At 65.6% G+C, this 19,265-nt stretch carries 21 protein-coding genes, 1 tRNA gene and 1 pseudogene; 8 read left to right on the top strand and 15 right to left on the bottom strand.

The features are described from left to right. Nucleotides 1–18: 18 nt before the first annotated feature. Nucleotides 19–744, bottom strand: coding sequence for a PadR family transcriptional regulator (locus tag DSM43276_RS01655; protein ID WP_078330502.1), 726 nt, complete (start codon nt 742–744; stop codon nt 19–21). Nucleotides 745–883: 139 nt separating this feature from the next. On the opposite strand from DSM43276_RS01655, the gene DSM43276_RS01660 reads away from it, so the two are divergent. Further along, on the top strand, nt 884–1,258 hold the full coding sequence (locus DSM43276_RS01660) for a hypothetical protein (protein WP_078299536.1): 375 nt from the start codon (nt 884–886) through the stop codon (nt 1,256–1,258). A gap of 4 nt (nt 1,259–1,262) precedes the next feature. Continuing rightward, entirely contained in the window at nt 1,263–2,534 is a 1,272-nt protein-coding gene (locus DSM43276_RS01665) for a cation:proton antiporter (RefSeq protein ID WP_078330501.1), read from the top strand. 368 nt (nt 2,535–2,902) lie between these two features. Here the strand turns inward: DSM43276_RS01665 and DSM43276_RS23735 are convergent. Continuing rightward, a pseudogene (locus DSM43276_RS23735) lies at nt 2,903–3,214 on the bottom strand (RDD family protein); the annotation flags it as partial. An 86-nt stretch (nt 3,215–3,300) separates the two neighbouring features. Here DSM43276_RS23735 and DSM43276_RS01675 point away from each other — a divergent pair. After that, nucleotides 3,301–4,293 carry a stage II sporulation protein M gene (locus DSM43276_RS01675; protein WP_078330500.1) on the top strand — a complete coding sequence of 331 codons (993 nt, stop codon included), beginning with the start codon at nt 3,301–3,303 and terminating at the stop codon, nt 4,291–4,293. Nucleotides 4,294–4,296: 3 nt separating this feature from the next. On the opposite strand, the gene DSM43276_RS01680 is transcribed toward DSM43276_RS01675, so the two are convergent. The 5 genes from DSM43276_RS01680 to DSM43276_RS01700 are packed head-to-tail and all read right to left on the bottom strand — an operon-like array spanning nt 4,297 to nt 9,419. Then, nucleotides 4,297–5,646 (bottom strand): DUF58 domain-containing protein, encoded by a 1,350-nt coding sequence (locus tag DSM43276_RS01680; RefSeq protein ID WP_078330499.1) that lies wholly within the window; start codon nt 5,644–5,646, stop codon nt 4,297–4,299. After that, nucleotides 5,646–6,611, bottom strand: coding sequence for an AAA family ATPase (locus DSM43276_RS01685; protein ID WP_078330498.1), 966 nt, complete (start codon nt 6,609–6,611; stop codon nt 5,646–5,648). The genes DSM43276_RS01680 and DSM43276_RS01685 overlap by 1 nt, the downstream gene beginning before the upstream one ends. Further along, the gene (locus tag DSM43276_RS01690; protein ID WP_078330497.1) at nt 6,608–7,747 is read right to left on the bottom strand and encodes a DUF4350 domain-containing protein; all 1,140 of its coding nucleotides are present in this window, start codon (nt 7,745–7,747) and stop codon (nt 6,608–6,610) included. Before DSM43276_RS01690 ends, DSM43276_RS01685 begins: the two co-directional genes overlap by 4 nt. Continuing rightward, nucleotides 7,744–8,391, bottom strand: coding sequence for a DUF4129 domain-containing protein (locus DSM43276_RS01695; protein ID WP_078330496.1), 648 nt, complete (start codon nt 8,389–8,391; stop codon nt 7,744–7,746). The genes DSM43276_RS01690 and DSM43276_RS01695 overlap by 4 nt, the downstream gene beginning before the upstream one ends. Continuing rightward, a complete protein-coding gene (locus DSM43276_RS01700) occupies nt 8,391–9,419 on the bottom strand; it encodes a glycerophosphoryl diester phosphodiesterase membrane domain-containing protein (protein ID WP_078330495.1) in 1,029 nt (342 codons plus the stop codon). The genes DSM43276_RS01695 and DSM43276_RS01700 overlap by 1 nt, the downstream gene beginning before the upstream one ends. A 14-nt stretch (nt 9,420–9,433) precedes the next feature. On the opposite strand from DSM43276_RS01700, the gene DSM43276_RS01705 reads away from it, so the two are divergent. Beyond that, nucleotides 9,434–9,694, top strand: a complete 261-nt coding sequence (locus tag DSM43276_RS01705; RefSeq protein ID WP_078330494.1) for a hypothetical protein — start codon at nt 9,434–9,436, stop codon at nt 9,692–9,694. Between the two features lie 120 nt (nt 9,695–9,814). Beyond that, nucleotides 9,815–10,513, top strand: a complete 699-nt coding sequence (locus tag DSM43276_RS01710) for a class I SAM-dependent methyltransferase (protein WP_078330493.1) — start codon at nt 9,815–9,817, stop codon at nt 10,511–10,513. On the opposite strand, the gene DSM43276_RS01715 is transcribed toward DSM43276_RS01710, so the two are convergent. The 3 genes from DSM43276_RS01715 to DSM43276_RS01725 form a co-directional block, all read right to left on the bottom strand. After that, entirely contained in the window at nt 10,510–11,838 is a 1,329-nt protein-coding gene (locus DSM43276_RS01715; protein ID WP_078330492.1) for an HNH endonuclease signature motif containing protein, read from the bottom strand. The two genes, DSM43276_RS01710 and DSM43276_RS01715, sit on opposite strands and share 4 nt — an antisense overlap. A 92-nt stretch (nt 11,839–11,930) precedes the next feature. Further along, entirely contained in the window at nt 11,931–12,755 is an 825-nt protein-coding gene (locus DSM43276_RS01720; protein ID WP_078330491.1) for a DNA-3-methyladenine glycosylase family protein, read from the bottom strand. Nucleotides 12,756–12,793: 38 nt separating this feature from the next. Then, on the bottom strand, nt 12,794–13,396 hold the full coding sequence (locus DSM43276_RS01725) for a hypothetical protein (protein ID WP_078330490.1): 603 nt from the start codon (nt 13,394–13,396) through the stop codon (nt 12,794–12,796). Between the two features lie 274 nt (nt 13,397–13,670). Between DSM43276_RS01725 and DSM43276_RS01730 the strand changes: the two genes are divergently transcribed. The 3 genes from DSM43276_RS01730 (at nt 13,671) to DSM43276_RS01740 (ending at nt 16,214) form a co-directional block, all read left to right on the top strand. Then, nucleotides 13,671–14,918 (top strand): acyltransferase family protein, encoded by a 1,248-nt coding sequence (locus tag DSM43276_RS01730; RefSeq protein ID WP_078330489.1) that lies wholly within the window; start codon nt 13,671–13,673, stop codon nt 14,916–14,918. Between the two features lie 71 nt (nt 14,919–14,989). Continuing rightward, nucleotides 14,990–15,682, top strand: a complete 693-nt coding sequence (locus tag DSM43276_RS01735; RefSeq protein WP_078330540.1) for an Rv0518 family GDSL lipase — start codon at nt 14,990–14,992, stop codon at nt 15,680–15,682. 43 nt (nt 15,683–15,725) lie between these two features. After that, nucleotides 15,726–16,214 carry a hypothetical protein gene (locus DSM43276_RS01740; protein ID WP_078330488.1) on the top strand — a complete coding sequence of 163 codons (489 nt, stop codon included), beginning with the start codon at nt 15,726–15,728 and terminating at the stop codon, nt 16,212–16,214. 27 nt (nt 16,215–16,241) lie between these two features. Here the strand turns inward: DSM43276_RS01740 and DSM43276_RS01745 are convergent, their stop codons facing one another. The 5 genes from DSM43276_RS01745 to cds1 all read right to left on the bottom strand — a co-directional run bounded on the left by DSM43276_RS01745 (nt 16,242) and on the right by cds1 (nt 19,264). After that, complete coding sequence (locus DSM43276_RS01745; protein ID WP_078330487.1) at nt 16,242–16,958, bottom strand: GNAT family N-acetyltransferase; 717 nt, start codon at nt 16,956–16,958, stop codon at nt 16,242–16,244. 162 nt (nt 16,959–17,120) lie between these two features. Beyond that, nucleotides 17,121–17,705, bottom strand: coding sequence for a hypothetical protein (locus DSM43276_RS01750; protein WP_078330486.1), 585 nt, complete (start codon nt 17,703–17,705; stop codon nt 17,121–17,123). A gap of 69 nt (nt 17,706–17,774) precedes the next feature. Continuing rightward, complete coding sequence (locus DSM43276_RS23495; protein ID WP_169053023.1) at nt 17,775–17,918, bottom strand: hypothetical protein; 144 nt, start codon at nt 17,916–17,918, stop codon at nt 17,775–17,777. 99 nt (nt 17,919–18,017) lie between these two features. After that, a tRNA-Pro gene (locus DSM43276_RS01755) sits at nt 18,018–18,091 on the bottom strand. A gap of 102 nt (nt 18,092–18,193) precedes the next feature. Continuing rightward, nucleotides 18,194–19,264, bottom strand: coding sequence for an L-cysteine desulfhydrase Cds1 (gene cds1, locus DSM43276_RS01760; protein ID WP_078330485.1), 1,071 nt, complete (start codon nt 19,262–19,264; stop codon nt 18,194–18,196). Nucleotide 19,265 lies beyond the last annotated feature (1 nt).

A 19,265-nucleotide genomic window follows, 5' to 3' on the forward strand; every position in this document is an offset into this window, starting at 1 on the left:
CGGGGGGCCTAGGCTCATTCAGTCGGTCTCACCCAAGATGCCGTAGATCTGCTTGCGGGCAGAGTTGACGATCTCGATGATCCGCTGCTGCTGCTCGGCTGAGGCGGCGTGGGCCGACTGCGCGACCGCACCCATCAGCTGGCCGAGTGCCGAACGAAGATCGAGCACCGAGGGGTCGGCGCCTTCGTTGATCTTGTCCCAGGGCGGGGTGTCGAGTTTCTCGGCCGCCTCGCGGCCCTCGGCAGTCAGGTCGAACTGCTTGCGACTGCCGCTGCCCTCGGCCTCAACGATGAGGCCCTCGTCGACGAGCAGTTGCAGTGTCGGATACACCGAACCGGGGCTCGGCCGCCAGATGTTGTTACTGCGTTCGGCGATCTCGCGGATCATCTCGTAGCCGTGCATCGGGCGTTCGGCGAGCAGCGCCAGGATGGCGGCCCGGACGTCGCCGCGCTGGCCACGTCCCCGTCCGCGTCCACGCTGCGGATCACCTAAACCGAATCCGAAAGGACCGAAGCCGGGACCGAATCCACGTCCGAACCCGGGTCCGAACCCGCGGTCCATGAACGCGCCGGGTCCGCGACGACCGGCCCAGGCTTGCTCCTGGAACTCGCCGCGCGGGTCGCAGTCGTGCTGACGACCGCCGTGGCGCCGACCTGGTCCGCGACGTGTGGGGTCGAAACCGAATCCGAAACCAAAGGGTGTGTCGGGCCGGAACTGATCGGCCCTTTCCTCATGGGAAGTCATGTGTTGCTCCTTAGTACTTGGGGGAGGCGGTATCGCCTCTCGATAGTTAACGATATATCGGAATCGATCGTGATGCAACGAAAACTTTCGGCGACGATTTTCCGAGCTGCTGCCAGCTATGCGCCGTAGGGTGACCGCCATGACGGTGAAGTGGCTGGAACAACCCGAGGACCATGACTATGCGGCGGCCGTGGATTACCTGACGCTCGTCGGTGAAGCCGATGTGGTGAAGCGGACCGTGAAGGCGCTGCGCAATGCGACGCTGGAGTACCGCAAGGCCAAGGACATCCTGCGGGCGGCTCACCTGGACATGCTGCCCAAGACCAATGCCCACGTGGCCCGCGACCTCGCGAAGATCGCCAAGGACAAGGCGCTGTCCCCCATCTTGCTGGTGCGGGGCGACGCGCGTGCCGGGGCGCGGCTGGAGATCGCGGACGGTTACCACCGGGTCTGCGCGAGCTACATATCCGACGAAAACACCGACATTCCCTGCCATCTGGTCTCTTGGCAGTAACTCCATGAATGGCTTCGGTTTCCCAACCTTGGCGATAGTCGTCGTCGTCGGCATGGTGGGGCCGCTGTTGGCGCTCAATACGCGGCTGCGGATCCCTGTGGTCATCGGCGAACTTCTTGCCGGAATCGTCATCGGCCGCACCGGATTTGGCTGGATCGATGCCTTCGACCCCACATTCAAGATGTTCGCCGACGTCGGATTCGCGTTGGTCATGTTCGTGGCAGGCACGCATGTGCCGATTCGCGATAAGACCATGGTGGCGGCCCTGCCCAGGGCGGCGCTGCGCGCCGTGGTGGTGGGCGTGGTCGGCGCGGTGCTGGGTGTGCTGCTGGCCAACGCGTTCCACACGGGGCATGCACCGCTGTACGCGGTGCTCATCGCCTCCTCGTCGGCGGCGCTGGTACTGCCCGTCATTGACTCGCTGAGCCTTGACGGCCCCAAGGTGCTGAGCACCACCGCGCAGGTGGCCATCGCCGATACGGCCTCGATTATCCTGCTGCCCTTGGTCATCGATCTCAAGCACGCTCCCCGCGCGGCGGTCGGTGCGGTGGCGGTCGCGGCGTGCGCGGGCATTGTGTTCGTGATCCTGCGTGCGCTCGATCAAGCCGGAACGCTCGATCGGTTCCACCACTATTCGAAGCAGCGCCGGGTCGCCATGGAGCTGCGGATCAGCCTGGCCATCGTCTTTGGGCTCGCGGCGCTGGCCGTGGAGACCCACGTGTCGATCATGTTGGCCGGGTTCGCCCTGGGCCTCGTCGTCTCGGGTATCGGGGAGCCACGCCGTCTTGCCAAGCAGCTCTTCGGATTCACCGAGGGCTTCTTCTCGCCGCTGTTCTTCGTCTGGCTCGGGGCGTCGCTGCACGTGCGTGAGCTCGGTGAGAACCCCAAGCTCATGCTGCTCGGGCTGGGTCTGGGTGGCGCGGCAGTGTTGGCGCACGCGGTCGGCCGGCTCTTCGGACAGCCGTTGTCGCTGGGTGCGTTGGCCGCGGCTCAGCTCGGCGTGCCCATCGCCGCGGCCGCGATCGGCGAGCAGCAGCAGTCACTGATACACGGTGAGGCGGCGGCACTCATCCTGGGAGCGCTCGTCACGATCGTCGCGGCGACCCTGGGCGGCTCGCTCTATGCGAAGACGTCCGCCCGAAATCAGCCCGGTGTGGCGAAACCCGAAGGCCCTCTGGGCGACTCGGAAGGTTCCGGCGCTGCCGATGCTACGGGCGGCGGGGCGGGTGGTCCGGCCCAGTCCACTGGCGGTACTGGCAACGGCTCCGCGGGATAGGCAGGCTGCATCTGCTCCAGAGCGCGCAGGTGACGTTCGGCCAGCACCGCGGCGAGCATGAACTGCGGGGGAGTGCCCGGCGGCGGGGGCGGTGCGATGCTGGCGAGCACATCGGTGGAGATCTGATAGAGCATCTGGTCCCGGGTTTGTGGTGCCAATTGCCCTGCGCGGTTGAGGAATTGGCGGACCAGGTTGGCCTGATCCGTGGTGAGCCCGGACAGTTGCAGCGTCTGCGCCCACGCCGCCAGCTGCGGTGGCATGACCGGGGGCGGAGGGAGTTTGGGTCCGCGTTCGCTGATCACCATCGTGCCCGCGAAGATGTCACCGAGGCGCTTGCCCTGGGACGACACCAGGCTGGTGATCACGGCCGGGGCGCCCATGAACAGGTAGATCTCCACCACGGCAGCGAGTGCGCGGATGACGGCCTGCCGCAGGCGTTCCGGGCCGCCGTCATCGGATACCACGCGCAATCCCATGGCCATCTTGCCCAGGGAGCGTCCCCGGGTGGACATCTCCCAGATGACGGGATAGCCCACGAGTGCCAGCACCGAATAGGCGATGCTGAGCGCCCCCGCCAGTGCCTCGTCGAGCTGCGAGAGCGAGAACGCGACGACGAAGATGCCGGCGTATAGCACGATTACCTGGACGAAGATGTCGATGAACGCGGATACGACCCGCACCGGAAGCTGGGCAACCTTGACGTCCAAGACAACCGCGTCGCCCGTCACCAACTCCGACATCACTCGAGACTACTAGTATTTGCCAGATGGACGTGGACGCATTCGTCGCCACCCACCGGGGGACATGGGACCGACTGGAGTTGCTGCTCAAGCGCAGGCGGACCCTGAGTGGGCTAGAGATCGATGAGCTGGTCGACCTGTACCAGACGGTGTCGACACATCTGTCGACCGTGCGGTCGTCCTCGGGGGATCCGGCTTTGGTCGGACGGCTGTCGACATTGGTTGCTCGAGCGCGTTCTGCCGTCACGGGAGAGCATGCCCCGCTGTGGCGTCACTTCATCCGTTTCTGGACGGTGTCCTTTCCGGTCGTCGCCTACCGAAGCTGGCGTTGGTGGCTCGGCGCGGCGGTCGGGTCGATGGCGGTGGCGGTCGCCGTGGGCATCTGGGTGATGCATTCGCCCGAACTGCAATCGGTGATCGGGACACCCGATGAGATCGCGCACCTGGTGAACGAGGACTTCGAAAACTATTACAGCGAGCATCCCGCGGCGGCCTTCGCGCTGCACGTGTGGATCAACAACTCGTGGGTGGCGGCACAGTGCATCATCTTCGCCGTGCTGCTGGGCATACCCATCCCGTTCGTGTTGTTCCTCAACGCGGCGAATCTGGGCCTGGCCGGCGGGTTGATGATCGCGGCGGGCCGCGCAGACGTGTTCTTCGGCCTGATCCTCCCGCACGGCCTGTTGGAGCTGACGGCGGTGTTCCTGGCCGCGGGCGCTGGTATGCGTCTGGGATGGAAGGTGATTGACCCCGGCGACCGGCCCCGTGGACAGGTGCTCGCCGAACAGGGGCGTGCCGTCATGTCGGTGGCCGGCGGGCTGGTCGGGGTGCTGCTGGTGAGCGGTCTCATCGAGGCGCTGGTCACCCCGTCGCCACTACCGACGTTCGCCCGCATCGGAATCGGTGTGATCGCCGAGGTGTTGTTCCTGGCCTATGTGGTGATTCTCGGGCGGCGTGGGGTCGCCGCCAATGAATCCGGCGATATCGAAAACGCTCCCGACTACGCGCCGGCATCCTGAGCGCTACAGGCGTCCTGACGCCTTCAACGACAGATACCGGTCGGCAAGCGCCGGAGCGATCTCGTCGGGCGGGGCATCGACAACCTCGACACCCTGCCGGCGCAGCAGTGTGACGATGCGCCGGCGCCCTCCTCGGGTACGTTCGGCCGCGGCCGCGTCATAGACCTGCTCGGCATCGAGTGACCTGATGTTTCCTGGCGCCGTGGCATTTTCGGGCATCACCATGTCGTCGACCCGCGGATCGCTGACCGCGGCCACCAGCAGGTGGTGATGGCTGGTCAGCTGGGGAAGCAGCGGTAACAGGCCCTCCTCCAGCGCCGCCGGGTTCAGGTCGGTGAGGAGCACGATGAACGAGCGATGACGGGATCTGCGGCGGATGGTCGCGACGAGATCGCGGGCATCGGACTCGACGAGCGAGGGCTCCAGGGGCGCCATCGCATTGACCACCAGTGGAAGCAGCTCGTTGCGTGAGGCTCCCGATACCTGCGAACGGACCGTGCGGTCGTGTGCCAGGAAGTCCACGCGGTCACCGGCGCGCGATGCCAAGGCCACCAACAGCAATGCGGCATCCATCGCCCAGTCCAAACGGGGCCAGCCGGAGGGATCGCCCGATGTCGGGTCGACGCCGATGCGCCCCGCCGAGGTGCGGCCGGTGTCCAGGATTACGAGGATGCGGCGGTCTCGTTCCGGTCGCCAGGTGCGCACCACCACGTCGTTGCGCCGGGCGGAGGCGCGCCAGTCGATGGACCGGACATCGTCGCCGACGACATATTCACGCAGCGAGTCGAATTCGGTGCCTTGGCCACGGATCAGGACCGGGATGGCGCCCTCGAGCTCGCGCAGTCTGGCCAGCCGGGACGGCAGATGCTTGCGGCTCAGGAACGGGGGCAGCACCCGCAGCTGCCACGGCACGTCGTGACGCCCTTGCCGCCCGGCCAGCCCGAGCGGGCCGACCGTGCGCGCGGTGACGGTCGCCGGCTTGTGATCGCCACGGCGTAAGGGGCGCAGGGAGGTAACGACCAGGGCGCGTTCGCCGGTGCGCAGATCCAGCCGGTGCGCTCGCGGTGTGGCACGCATACTCGGTGCCCAACTGTCGCGGAGCCATCCGCGGGCCCGACGGCCCGGGTTCTGGACTTGCAGGGCGATATCCGCGGATTCACCAAGTCGGATGGAATCGGGCCCTGACCGGACAAAGGTCAGTCGGCGTGGGCTGGCGGCGGCGACGATGTCGACGACAATCAGCACCGCGAGCGTCAGGAGCAGTAGCCAGAACAGCCGAACCGGCCATGGCGACACCAGAATCAGCAGCGCGCCGAGCAGCGCCGCCAATCCCGCGCGTCCGGTGAGAATCACTAGCGCGGCACCGGAACCGTGACCAGGATGCCGTCCAGAACCCGGTCCGAGGTCGCGCCCTCCAACTCGGCCTCGGGGCGCAGGCCGATGCGGTGGCGCAGGGTCGGGCGCGCCATGGCCTTGACGTCGTCGGGGGTGACGTAGTTGCGGCCGGAAAGCCAGGCCCACGCGCGGGATGTCGCCAGCAGCGCCGTCGCCGCGCGGGGGGAGGCGCCGAGCTGCAGCGAGGGTGACTGACGGGTGGCGCGGATGACGTCGACCACGTAGGCGAGTACCTCGGGAGCCACCAGCACCCGGCCCACCGCCGCGCGGCCCGCCTCCAAGTCGGCGGCCGAGGCCACCGGGGTGACATGCGACAGGTTGCGGGGGTCGAAGCCCTGAGCGTGCCGCTCCAGGATGGCGATCTCTTGATCACGTTCCGGTAGAGAGACATTGAGCTTCATCAGGAAGCGATCCAGCTGAGCCTCCGGCAGCTGGTAGGTGCCCTCGTACTCGATGGGGTTCTGGGTCGCGGCGACGATGAACGGATCGGGCAGCGGGCGGGGGGTGCCGTCGACCGTCACCTGACGTTCCTCCATGGCCTCCAGGAGCGCCGCTTGAGTCTTGGGAGGGGTGCGGTTGATCTCGTCGGCCAATAGCAGATTGGTGAACACCGGCCCGGCGCGGAATTCGAATGCCGCGGTGCGCGCGTCGTAGACCAGGGACCCGGTGACATCGCCGGGCATCAAGTCGGGGGTGAACTGCACCCGCTTGAACTCCAGGGAAAGTGCCGCCGAGAGTGTGCGCACCAAAAGGGTTTTCGCGACGCCCGGTACGCCTTCTAGCAGGACGTGTCCGCGGCAGAGCAGCGCGACGACCAGGCCGCTGACCACCGAGTCCTGTCCGACGACCACGGTGGCGATTTGTTCGCGTAACGCGGCGAGGGCGTTGCGTGCGGCGTCCTCACTGGAAGTTGCCTGTGTCACGAGTCGCGGACCTGCCTTTCGATGATGTCAAGCTGCTGAGTCAGATTGGTGAGCTGCTGGTCGTCCGTCGGGACGGGGCCGAACAGAACATGATGAATCTCCGTGGGATTACGGTCGATTCGCTGCGCCACCGTGGCGGTGATGACCTGTGGCGTCTCGTCGACAGGGAGGCCGAGCCGGCGCACGATCCGGTACCGCGCCGCCTCGCGTAGTGAGTCGGAGGCGAGGTCGCGGGCGCGGCGCGACCGGTACAGCCGTCCACGCCCCTCGGTGGTTTCCGAGGCGCGCACGATCACCGGAAGTTTCTCGGCGACAACGGGTCCCAAGCGGCGACCGCGCCAGATGGCGAGTAGCAGCACGACGATGCAGAGCTGCCAGATGGCCATGCTCACCTGGTCGGGGATCAGGTCGGCCATCGATTTCGGTTGGGCGCTGGTGCCGATCTTCGGCCGTTCGGGTACGTACCACACCAGGTGAGAGGAGCGGCCGGCGAGATTCATGGCAAGCGCCGCGTTGCCCTGCTTGGCCAGTTGCACGTTGGTCAGCGGGGTGTCATCACCGAGCACGGTGATGGTGTGGTTGCCGTCCCGATAGCGCACCAGCGTGCCCGCATAGCAGCTGATGTGGCCCGGGCCCGGGTTGGTAAATGTGTAGGTGGGGCCGATGTGTGTCTGAATTGCTCCGGCGTGCTGTGCTTCTCGCAGATCACAGCGCGGTTCGGCGATCTCCTTTCCTTGATACGAGGTGATGCGTACCTGTGGGGCCAACCGTTCTCGGGTAGCGGAAAAGGGCGACAGCAGCAGGCGATCTCCCGGTAGCTCGACGAGGACGTTCAGTATCTCGTCGGAGATGTTTCCGTTGTCCAGCACCATGAGTTGGCTGCCGGGGCGCATCGCTTCGCGGACCTCGGAGATGGTGGTGGCGCGGGTGACGGTGACACCTTGGTCGCGTAGCAGTTGAGCGAGCGCGTGCCCGCCACGCTGGGTGACGGCGTCCGGATCGAGATAACCCTCGGGCCGAGGCGCTTTGGTGACGAGTAGGGCGGTGACGACGATGCCAACCAAGGCGGCGAGTATCCACGCCCAGGTGCGCCAGCGGTCCCGCAGGCGTGGTGATGTCGCGGTGCTGGTGGTCACCGCACGGTCTCCCAACCCGTCGTCACGACCACATCTGCGGAGGTGACGAGCACCGGGGCATCGCGGATGTGGTCGTCCAACTCGGCGATCTTGCGGTACGACTTCTCGGTGCCCGGGCGTTCGCCGTAGCTCACGTCGTTGAAGATCTCCGCGCTAGACCGGAATTCCTCTGCCAACGAGGGCAATTCGCGCCCGGCGTCGGCGGCCAGCTCGTTGGCGGTACGGCCCGGCACCGGAGTCAGAATCGTGCGTTCCTCGAGCTGACGTGCCACGGCGCGCAGTCGGTGCCGGATGGCCGATGCCCAATCGCCCTGGGCTGCGGCACGTTCGGCGGCCGCCCGGTGTTCTGCCGCGGTCAGCTCGCCGGATTCGAACAGTCCGAAGTCGCCGCCGCCCTTGGTTCGGACCGCGCGGCGGGCAAGGCGGATCAACAGCACCACGGCGGCAATGACGATGAGCGTGGTCACCAGGATGGTGAACCAGCCGCCGGGGAGCTCACTGGCCCGGAACTCCAGGTAGTCCAGGTGCTCGATGATCCAATTGATCAGACGGTCGAACGGCGAGGGGTGCTCGTAGATCGGTTTGGCGAGTTCGCGTTGGGCTGCCTCGGCCGCGGATTCGCGGTCGATGTCTATGGCTGGCATTACACCTGAACCGGGGGATACGCGGGCAGCCACAACGCATCAGGGTCGATGCCCGGCTGGCCGAGGCGTTCTCGCGTTCTGGTCTCGGTCTGCAGCACCAGATCGAATGCCTCGGTGCGCATCCGCTGATCGGTGTAGAGCAGCACATTCACCGCGGCGTTGAAGGGCAGCGTGATGATCTGGGCGATGATCACACCGACAGTCGTGAGCGCCAGACCCAGGATCATCGCCGTACTGCTGGTGTTCGAGGTGCCCATGCCCATGGAGATCTGCCCGCCGATGCTGAAGGGCATTCCCAGGATGCCCGCCACGAAGCCGACGATGATCGAGGTGAGCAACAGGATGCCCAGCAGGCGCCAGTAGCTCTTGCGCACCAACGACATCGATCGGCTCAGCGCCCCGAAGACGGTCCGGCGCTCCAGGATCAGCACCGGTGAGGCGAGGGCGAACACGGGGATCAGGTAGAAGTAGAGCGCCAAGAAGCCGAACCCGAGTGCGAAACCTGCCGGTACCGCGCCCCAGGGGCCGACGGTGAGAGCTAGCGCGACTACGCCGGCGATACCGATCGCGAGGGGCAGGGCGAGCAGTAGGCCCGAGGCGAATGCCAGCCCGATGAGGGCCCATATGCGTGGTTTGGCGCGCTGCCACGCGGCCGCGGGGGTCGTGTGTTCGCCGAACACCGAGCGGCCAACGGTGACCGTCAGCATGCCGCTGAGAACGATGGTGACCAGCATGGTGATCACGTACCCGATGACTGCCCCGCCGAAGTATCCGATCCCGAATGCGGCGGCAAATGCGTCGTCACTGTGCGCGTCGAAGCCGGCGGCACCGCCCAGGAGCCCGACGATGGGGCCCGCCTGCAATGCGAAGGTCAGCAGCTGGCTGATGACCACGACGACGGCCGTGATTCCGATGGTTGCTTTGGGATTAGCGCGGATGGCGGCGACGGCCCCGTTGTAGAGGGCGGACAGATCCAACGGCCGCAACGGGATGACTCCGGGTTTCAGCGCGGGCGGCACCGGCGTCACCCAGTAGGGAGCCGGTGGCGGGCTCGGGTACCCAGGTGGAGGCGGTTGATACCCAGCCGGCGGGCTCGGGTATCCGGTTGGCGGTTGATACCCAGCTGGCGGGCTCGGGTACCCGGGTGGAGGCGGTTGATACCCAGCTGGCGGGCTCGGGTATCCGGTTGGCGGTGGATACCCAGAACCCGGGGGCGGGTATCCATATGTCGGCGCAGCGGCATAGCCAGGGGCAGGAGGAGGGTAGGCGGGTGGCGGTCCCGGGGGTAGCGGAGACGGAGTGACGCCCCCCTCGTCGTTGCTCATTACTCCATTTTGGCGGCTGAGGACGTTCCTGGCAATTGCCTCCCGATTCTCATGTCAATACCCTTGACATATGTCAGGTGGATTGACATTCTGAATGTATGACTGAGAAGATCGCCACAGAGGAATTTGATCTCGCGTTTGACGCCGCCTACCGCGGCGAGCGTCCCGATGGTCTGGGTGTTAGGCCGCCGTGGAGCATTGGTGAGCCACAGCCCGAGATTGCGACGCTGATCGCCGAGGGCAAGGTGCGTGGAGAGGTGTTGGACGCAGGCTGCGGCGAGGCGGCGACCTCGCTGTATCTGGCCGAGTTGGGACACACCACCGTTGGGCTCGACTCCGCGCCCAAGGCCATTGCGCTGGCGAAAGGCTATGCGGCCGAGCGCGGTCTGACGAATGCCAGCTTCGCGGTCGCCGACATCTCGGCCTTCACCGGGTATGACGGGCGCTTTGACACCATCATCGATTCGACGCTGTTCCACTCGATGCCGGTCGAACTGCGCGAGGGTTATCAGCGTTCGATCGTCCGGGCCGCCGCACCAGGGGCGCGCTACTACGTCCTGGTCTTCGATCGGGCCGCGTTCCCGGCGGAATCATCCGTCAAGGCGGTTACCGAAAACGAACTGCGGGATGTGGTTTCGAAGTACTGGTCCATCGATGAGATCCGCCCGGCGAAGATCTACGCGAACTTCAATGGATTCGAATCGGGTGTGGCGCGGGGCTTCGCCCGGCACCAGGTCGAGCCCGACGGCCGGTCATCGGTTGCGGCATGGTTGCTCTCGGCGCACCTGGCAGGCTAGCTGTCCAGGATGAACCGCTCGGGGTGGTGGTAGTCATTGGTGCGGGACTGGCCGGTGTCGAGGTGCGGCGGCGGAATCCATTCGGTGATTCCGTCGCTACGACGTTTTCGGGTGTTCCAGCCCTGTTGGAGCAGCCGATGATGCGGGCCGCAGGCGAAGGTCAGATTGTCGATGTCGGTGGGCCCATCGTCGCGCCAGTCGTCGACGTGATGTACCTGGCAGAGATAACCGGGCACCGTACATCCGGGCGCCGAACAACCGCGATCCTTGGCGTGTAAGACAATTCGTTGATCGGGAGTGGCGATCCGTTTGGAACGCCCGAGGTAGAGGGGACGGCCGCCGTCGTCGAATATCGCGAGGTAATGCAGGGCGTGGGCCGCCATCCGGATCAGATCGGGGATGGGCACCAGGTTGCCGCTACCCGATATCGCCCGCCCGGCCGCACTCCGCAGCTCGCTCAGCGTCGTCGAGACCACCACCGTGACGGGTAATCCGTGGTGTGAGCCCAGCTTGCCCGAGGTCAAGATGCTGCGTAGGCACGCCCGGAGCCCATCGTGGTTTCGCTGGGCGCAAGTTCGCGTGTCTCGCTCGGCGGCCGCTGAGTCGGGTTCACCTTCGGTCGTGGGAGATTCATCGCGAGGATCGCACATGCCTGGCGCCGCGAGCTTGCTCAGTACTGCGTCGAGATAGGCCCGGGTCTCCGGATCCAGCAGTCCGCTGACGGTGCTCATCCCGTCGGCTCCCTGGCGTCCGATCGATATGCCCCGCCTGCGGGCGCGGTCGATGTCGGAGAACCGGCCGTCGGGATTGATCAGAGCCGCGATCCGATCGGCGCCGGCGCGGAGTTGTTCCGGGCCGAACTCGGTTCCCATTGATGCCAGCCGCTCTTCGGCGGCGTCGCGGGTATCGGCGTCGACCGCGTCGGGTAAGACGTCGAAGAACCTGCGGATGATCCGCACGTGCTCGTCGCCCAGGCGGCCCTGTCGCAATGCGTGGGCGGCATGCGGAAGTAGGGGTTGTAGCGGCTCGCCGGTGAATGCACGCCGCGGGCCGAGATGTGCGGTGTCTGCGAGGCGGCGCCGGGCGGTTGCGGTACTTATCGAGAGGTGCCGTGCCAGCACCTCCGCGAATGATGTACCGCCCAGCTCGACCGGGGACCCGCGCTCCACCAGCCGGGCGGTCAGCGTGTGTGAGGCCGCGGCGATCTTGCGCTGCGCGACTTCCAGTTGCCTTAGTGCCGAGAGCAATTCGGGATTATTGAGCTCGTCGAACGACGACTCGACGACAGCCGTGGCCGTCGTCAGTAGATCGTCGATGGGACTCATGCCTGAAGGCTATGGACGACGACCGACAGCTGGCCGAGGTTATCCACAACCGCGATGGCTATCCACAAGTTCGACGAACCGCTTGTCGGATCTCAGAAGTTACGGTAGTCGCGCACGGGCATTCGTGATCCGTGCCGCTCCGGCTTGGGTGCCACGAGCTCGATGAGCCGAATGACGCGATAGCGTTGCCCGGCATAGGGTTCCAGGAGTTCCAGCATGCCGGCGTCGTCCGTTTTGTGGCCGGCGAGTGCGAAGCCCACCTGCCCGGCGATGTGGTAGTCACCGACGGGGACGGCGTCGGGATCACCGAGCGCGCGTGCTCGGATCTCGGCCTCGGTCCATGGCCCGACTCCTTGGATCGAGGTCAGGTGCTCCGGTTTGGTTTCCACGTCGACGGTGGCAGCGATGCGGATGGTGCGCATGCGGACCGGCTCGGCACCGGACTTGTGCCACTCCCATGACGGGATGTCGAGCCATTCCCGTTGGGGCGGTGGGACCTTAGCGCCGCCTAAGTCGGTGCCGACATGGTTGAGTAGATAGCGCCAGGCGCGCCAGGCCTCTGCGCCGGGCACCTTCTGTTCCAGCACGGCGGGGACGAGGGCTTCCCAGACGCGATCGCTAGCGCCGAGGCGGACGCCTTTCGCGCCGTGCACCAGCCGGGCGATGACATCGTGTTTCGGTGTCAGTGCCTCGGGCTCGTCGTCGGCGCCCAGCAGGCGTGGAAGGCGATCCAGCAGCCATTCGGCGCCGTCACCGTGGGCGCGGCCGACGACGGTCTTGTCTTCACGCGAGATCGTCAGCACGCCGGGGCCATCCGGGGTGTAGGAGCCCCGGGTGATGGATCCTCCGGGGGATACGCGATATGTCGGGTCGGTCGATCCGCGGCGGTGGATGCCGAGCGTGCGGCGAATATCCAAAGGCCACGGTGGAATCCACTCGCGGGTGAGTGGCGCTGCTAGGCCCCCGGGCAGAACTTCCAGCCGCCCGTCTCCTTTTTGAACTCGATGTCGTGCTTGCCCTTGGCATCGGTGATGTGAATGACGGCGGTGTCGTCATCAATCTCGAGGCCAGTGATTTTCGACGGGCCGTTATCGGCCTTGGTCAAGGCGTTGAGGTCGGGTGCCTGGCCGCTGCCCGCGATGTCCTTGAATGCCTCGCGGTACTTGGCGCAGAAGAAGGTGAGCATCTTCTTGAAGTCGTTGGCCTTGGCGGCATCGGCCATGCCGGAGATGGTCTGCTTGATCTGCTTGATGTCCTCGTCTTTGTTGGAGCCGGAGGAGCGAGGGGCATCGACGATCTGATCGCTGGCGGCGGTCGTCCGCTCGGTGCTGGAGTTGGTGGTGGTCAGGCCGAGCACCAGCAGCGCGATCAGGAAGATGCCGAGCGAGCCGCCGACGACGGCCAGGGCCTTCTGCTGTGGGGACATGGGTGGCCGGGGCGGCTTCGGGGTGGGGAAGTACCCGCCGGGGGGCTGACCATACTGACCGGGCTGGGGGTATCCCGGGAACTGCGGCTGAGGCTGCTGGTACTGGCCGTGGGGGTACTGCGGTTGCGTCATCTGTGTGTCTGTCCTAGCGCGGCGGCGGTCATGGCGTTCCCTGCCAGTGTGCCGGATGGGCGTGGTGCGGGTGGTTGTCACGCGGTTTCCGTGCCTGCCGAGGTGAGTGTCCCGTTTCTCCACACACCTCCCCGACATGTCCGAGATTCAGGCTTCAGCGGGCTGCGCTGTTAGTCTCCGAGGAACGCCGGAATTGGGACGCGGGGAGGCGTGCTCGACCGGTTGATCGCAAGGAAGCGCGAAAGAGCTGGTAGCGAGGCTGACGGAGAGATTAGTGCGCGGCGGAGAGATCAAGGCCTTAACGGGACTTCGCATCATCGCCGCGCTCTGGGTCGTGCTCTTTCACTTCCGGCCACTGCTGGAGGAAGCGGTCCCCGCATTCCGGTCCGCACTGACTCCCGTCCTCAACTGCGGCGCTCAGGGCGTCGACCTCTTCTTCATTCTCAGCGGATTCGTGCTGACCTGGAACTACCTGGATCGCATGGGGCACCGCTGGTCCACCAGGGAGACGCTGCACTTCCTGTGGCTGCGCCTGGCCCGGGTGTGGCCCGTCTACTTGGTCACCATGCACCTGGCCGCGCTGTGGGTCATCTTCACCATGCACGTTGGGCACATACCGCCGAAGGACGTCAACGGATACGACGCCATGAGCTATGTGCGTCAGCTCTTCATGGTGCAGCTGTGGTTCCGTCCGTACTTCGATCTGTCCAGCTGGAACGGTCCGGCGTGGTCGATCAGCGCCGAATGGCTGGCTTACCTGCTGTTCGGCGGCCTGGTCCTCGTCATCTTCCGGATGGCGCGCGCGACGCGGGCCCGCAGTCTGATGGTTCTGGCTGTGGTGGCCTCGCTGCCGCCGGTCGTCCTGCTGCTGCTGACCGGGCAGTTCTACACCCCGTGGAGCTGGTTGCCGCGCATCGTCATGCAGTTCACCGCGGGTGCGCTGGCCTGCGCGGCGGTCAGCCGGCTGCGGCTGACTCACCGTTCTCGCCATATCGCCGGCTATGTGGCGATAGCGATTATTGCGGCGATCGTGGGTGCGCTGTACTTCCTGGACGCTCATCCGATCTCCGGAGTGACCGATAGCAGCGGCGTGGTGGACGTCCTGTTCGTGCCGTTGGTGATGGCGCTGGCGGTGGGCATCGGCCCGCTGCCCACGCTGCTCTCGACGCGCATCATGGTCTACGGCGGACAGATCTCCTTCGGGCTGTACATGGTGCATGAGCTCGTGCATGTCTCATGGACATGGGCGACCAAGCAATTCGAGCTCTCGTTGACGGACTCTGGCGGCGGCTGGATCGTGGTCGGTCTGATTGCGCTCGCCGTGGTGCTGTCGATGGCCCTTTACCACTGGGTGGAGGAACCCGGGCGGCGGTGGATGCGCCGCATGATCGGCGTCACCAAGCCCGCCATCACCGACCATCACGCCGTGCACAACGGGCAGAAACATCGTGCACCCGCGGACCTGACCGAACCCGAGCGCGAGCGGGTTGCCGTCGGCTCGGTGGATGTAACGCGCCGTTAGTTTCAAACGAATAACGCTGTGCCGCAGTCGGGCTGAGGGCCCGTAAAATGCTGGGGACAGTGGAGGTAGCAGTGGTCCGTCTGGCGGCGTTCGTCATCGCATTCGCGTTTCTCTTCGGTGTGGCTGCTCAGCAGACTGCGCCCGTGCGCCCGTACCGTCTGCTCAATTCCGGATCCGGCCTCAACCATGTCGCGGTGGTCAGCGATTCGTACACCACCGGCACCAGAGAAGGCGGACTGGGCGCCAAGTCGTGGACATCGCTGACCTGGCGGATGCTGAGCCGTGAAGGCGTCCGGGTTACGGCAGACGTCGCGGCCGAAGGACGCGCCGGATACGGCGTGCGCGGTGACCATGGCAGCGTCTTCTCCGACCTCACCGGCCGGGTGGTGCACCCCGACGACGAGCTCGTGGTGTTCTTCGGCTCGCGCAACGACCAAGGCGTTGATCCCGACGTGTACGCCGAGGTGACCCGCAACACGCTGGCGTCGGCGCGGCGCATGGCCCCGGCGGCCAAACTGCTGGTGATCGGCCCACCCTGGCCGACGGCCGACGTCCCCGACGTGGTGCTGCAGCTGCGCGACATCCTGTACGGCGAGGCCCACGCGATCGGCGCATCCTGGGTGGATCCGTTGGCCGAACGGTGGTTCGTCGGGCGCCCGGAGCTGATCGGCTCGGATGGCGTGCACCCCAACGATGCCGGGCACGCCTACTTGGCCGACAAGATCGCCCCGCTCATCGGCACCCGGCTGACCCGTCGGCTCTGAGAGTAAGCAACAACTGCAACCAGTTCGTTGGTAGGGTTCAGGCATGACGCGGCTCGTGTTATTGACTGGAATTACCTTGGCTGCCTTCGTTTTTGCGGGCTGCGGCTCATCATCAACATCGACAGAGAAGACGCCCGTATCCACGTCGGCCGCGTCGTCATCGACTGCGCTCCCCGAGCCGTCTCACAAGGTGGTGCCGCCCGGTGGCGTCTACTGGAATCCGGTGACCCAGCAGCCGGAGGCGAAGCCCACTGAGATCGTGCTGACTCCCGCCGATGCCGGAGACATGCTCGTGGACATCACCTGGGACAGCTGGGCTCAGCAGCGGGCGACCGGGAAGGCCGTCCGCGCGACGAAGGACTGTGCTCCGGACTGCGCGACGGGTGGGACCACCCGTCGGGACGTCACGCTGCTTTTCGAGGCCTCGCAGGCACTCCCGGATGACAGTGGGTGGTGGCAGTTCACCAAGCTGGTCATCACGGACCGTGACGGCAAGGCTGAGACCGTCGACATGCCAGTGACCGCGCAGTAGCGCGGCCACCGAGTTGACCCGTTGGCTCTAGTCGGCGATCACGTCCAAGGTGCCGAACAGGGTGAGTCCCGCGGCGGGGGCCAGCGCGCTGGACGCCGCGTTGTCCACCTGGCACCGGTATTGCGGTTCATAACCCTGCGCGCAGGCATACCGAAACGCGGTGCGCACCAGCTGGCGGGCGTGCCCCCTGCCTCGGAAGATCGGCAGCGTCAGCACTCCGAGATCCATGATCGCCGCGTCGTCCCACTGATAGATGCTGGAGACGGCCACGAGGCGGCCGTTGTCGAAGGAACCGAACACCGCCCAATGGTCCAGTTCTACCTGCGCGTTATCCAAGTCCTGTTCCGAGGCAACCGATTCGAACGCTGTGAAGATGGCCGCGTCACCTGCCGTCAGCCGACGGATATCTCCGGTCGGTACCTCGGCGACGAGTGCGGCACGGGCGTCGTTGGTGAAGTAGAACAAGTTGTCCGCGCCGTGCATGGTGACGCCGGCCTTGTCCAGGCTGGCCCAGAAGTCGGATTCCGAAATCGATTGGGCGCCATTGATTCCGGTGCGCTTGGCGAGTTCCGGAACGAGAGCGACGCTGGTCTTGCCGTCCACCGTGTGCAGCACCATCAGCTGGCTGTCCTCGTCGAGGTCGGGGTAGACGGCGAGCTGGAAGTTCTCACCGCTGTGCAGGACAGTGCCGCGTCCGAGGTAGCTGCGCCAGAAGTCGGTGATGATCGGGGAGAAGTCAGGCATCTGCTCTATCTTGTGTGAGGTAATCGGTTATGGCGCAAACGGATCCAGAGTAGAGAGCGGGATGGAGTGGCGCCACCGAATATTGCGGTGATCCATCACGAATCAGGCCGCCTGCATCCCGAAGGACACAGGCGGCCTGATTCGTGATGGAGTTTTAGAGCGTCAGCGCATCAATGACGTCAGTAGTGGGTTGCCCGAGGTCTCGGCGCGCTTCTCCGGATCGGTGCAGTCCTTCCACTTTCCGTTTTCCTGCACGAACTCACGCTGCTGGTTGGCGGTCACGTCGTGACCCTGCGCGGTGACCGCCGCAGTCGCCGTCGGTCCGGTGACATTGATGTCCGAGACGTTGTAGGTGACGCCGGACAGCACCTCGCGCGCCGCGTTGCGGAACGAGGTCCGGTACGCCTTGTCGTCGTTGTTCTGGATCGCGGTGGTCAGTGCCTGGGTGGTGGGTCCGGAGACCCCTGCCGCCGAGGCGACCGCGCCGATCATTCCGGGCCCGTAGCCGGACACTTCACTGATCGGGGGGATCTGGTCTTCGGCGGACTTCGAGGCGATCGTGCCGCGGTACTTGTCGCAGAAGAATGTCGAGAGCGTGGCGTTGTCGAGCGACTTGATCGCCGAAGCCTCGCCGGAAATGATCTGCCGGATCTGCTGCTCATCGGCAGGGGCGGCGGCGGCCAACGCCGGTCCGCTGAGTGCGGCTGCCAGCGCGATCACGCCAGCGCCCATAAGGCGATTCTTCATCTAAAAGCTCCCATCGTCGGGTTTTGTCAAACCTTACCGAATGAAATGTCGCGCGTTCCTGCTTAGCTGTTACCGGTACATCGCGACCAGGAGCACCAGTGCTGCCAGCACGCCAATCAACATCACGGCCTTGCGCAGCTTCCAGACAAGAAGCAAAGCGATGGCGATGGCCGCGAGGGCGACAGGATTCGACGCGAGTTCAGAGACGGCCATACCTCCACCATGTCACGGTGGAGGGGCAACGCGCTGCTCCGCCATGCGTATGAAAAGGGCCCTGACCGGGGGTTCCTGGTCAGGGCCTTACTTCTAGCGTCGGGGTGGCGGGATTCGAACCCACGACCTCTTCGTCCCGAACGAAGCGCGCTACCAAGCTGCGCCACACCCCGCTTTGAAGCCACGCAAGGGTATCGCATCGAGGGCTTCGGTCGCGAATGCGTTGATCCCCGGGTGTGAAAACCGCGTGTGACATGCCCGTATTGTCGCGAGGCCTAGCCCCAGTGGCCGGTGTCCTCGAACGCGGCCAGACGCTCCGACGGCGCATTGAGATCGAATCCCTGCTCGGCGACCCAGGCGTCGTTGAAGTAGGTGTCGGCATACCGATCGCCGGTGTCGGCTAGCAGTGTCACCACCGACCCGGGGACGCCATCACGTGCCATCTCAGAAATGAGCCGGAAGGCGCCGCAGAGGTTGGTTCCCGTCGACGCCCCCACCCGACGACCCAACACTCTGCTGGCGTGTCTCATCACCGCCACCGAAGCGGCATCGGGTACCTGTTCCATGCGGTCCACCACGGTCGGCAGGAACGAGGATTCCACCCGGGGGCGTCCGATGCCCTCGATGCGCGACGAAATTCGGGTCACCACTTCATGTCCCGCTATGTATGACGGGTAGAAGGCCGAGTTGTCGGGATCCACCACGCACAATTGGGTGGGGTAGCGCCGGTACCGGATGTACCGCCCGATGGTCGCGCTGGTGCCACCGGTGCCCGCGCCGACCACGATCCACGTTGGCAGCGGGTGCTTTTCGTGATGCATCTGGTTGAAGATCGATTCGGCGATGTTGTTGTTGCCGCGCCAGTCGGTCGCTCGCTCGGCGTTGGTGAACTGGTCCAGATAGTGTCCACCGGTCTCGTCGGCGAGTCGCTGTGCCTCGGCGTACACCTGCTGCGCCTCATCGACGAAATGGCAACGGCCACCCTGAGACTCGATCAAGTCGATCTTGCTGGGGCTCGTCGAGGCCGTCATCACCGCGATGAACGGCAACCCCAGTAGTTGCGCGAAATAGGCCTCGGAGACGGCGGTCGAACCGGAGGAGGCCTCCACGATCGTGGTGCCTTCCCTGACGAACCCGTTGCACAGCGAGTACAGGAAAAGTGAACGCGCTAAACGATGTTTGAGACTCCCCGTGATGTGGGTGGACTCGTCCTTGAGATACAGCTGCACATCCACGGTGTCGGCCCAGGCCGCCGGCAACGGATATCGCAGCAGATGGGTGTCGGCGCTACGGCGTGCATCCGCCTCGATCAACCGGACCGCGTTATCGGCCCACACGCGGCTCACG

This window comes from Mycobacteroides salmoniphilum, assembly GCF_004924335.1.
In the GTDB taxonomy this organism is placed as follows: Bacteria; Actinomycetota; Actinomycetes; order Mycobacteriales; family Mycobacteriaceae; genus Mycobacterium; species Mycobacterium salmoniphilum.

Excerpts from the sequence above, each read along its gene's own strand:
- DSM43276_RS01745 (WP_078330487.1), bottom strand. The coding sequence starts at position 16,958 with ATGCCTGACTTCTCCCCGATCATCACCGACTTCTGGCGCAGCTACCTC.
- DSM43276_RS01655 (WP_078330502.1), bottom strand. The coding sequence starts at position 744 with ATGACTTCCCATGAGGAAAGGGCCGATCAGTTCCGGCCCGACACACCC.
- DSM43276_RS01710 (WP_078330493.1), top strand. The coding sequence starts at position 9,815 with ATGACTGAGAAGATCGCCACAGAGGAATTTGATCTCGCGTTTGACGCC.
- DSM43276_RS01750 (WP_078330486.1), bottom strand. The coding sequence starts at position 17,705 with ATGAAGAATCGCCTTATGGGCGCTGGCGTGATCGCGCTGGCAGCCGCA.
- DSM43276_RS01660 (WP_078299536.1), top strand. The coding sequence starts at position 884 with ATGACGGTGAAGTGGCTGGAACAACCCGAGGACCATGACTATGCGGCG.
- DSM43276_RS23495 (WP_169053023.1), bottom strand. The coding sequence starts at position 17,918 with ATGGCCGTCTCTGAACTCGCGTCGAATCCTGTCGCCCTCGCGGCCATC.
- DSM43276_RS01665 (WP_078330501.1), top strand. The coding sequence starts at position 1,263 with ATGAATGGCTTCGGTTTCCCAACCTTGGCGATAGTCGTCGTCGTCGGC.
- DSM43276_RS01725 (WP_078330490.1), bottom strand. The coding sequence starts at position 13,396 with ATGACGCAACCGCAGTACCCCCACGGCCAGTACCAGCAGCCTCAGCCG.
- DSM43276_RS01695 (WP_078330496.1), bottom strand. The coding sequence starts at position 8,391 with ATGCCAGCCATAGACATCGACCGCGAATCCGCGGCCGAGGCAGCCCAA.
- DSM43276_RS01740 (WP_078330488.1), top strand. The coding sequence starts at position 15,726 with ATGACGCGGCTCGTGTTATTGACTGGAATTACCTTGGCTGCCTTCGTT.
- DSM43276_RS01715 (WP_078330492.1), bottom strand. The coding sequence starts at position 11,838 with ATGAGTCCCATCGACGATCTACTGACGACGGCCACGGCTGTCGTCGAG.
- DSM43276_RS01675 (WP_078330500.1), top strand. The coding sequence starts at position 3,301 with ATGGACGTGGACGCATTCGTCGCCACCCACCGGGGGACATGGGACCGA.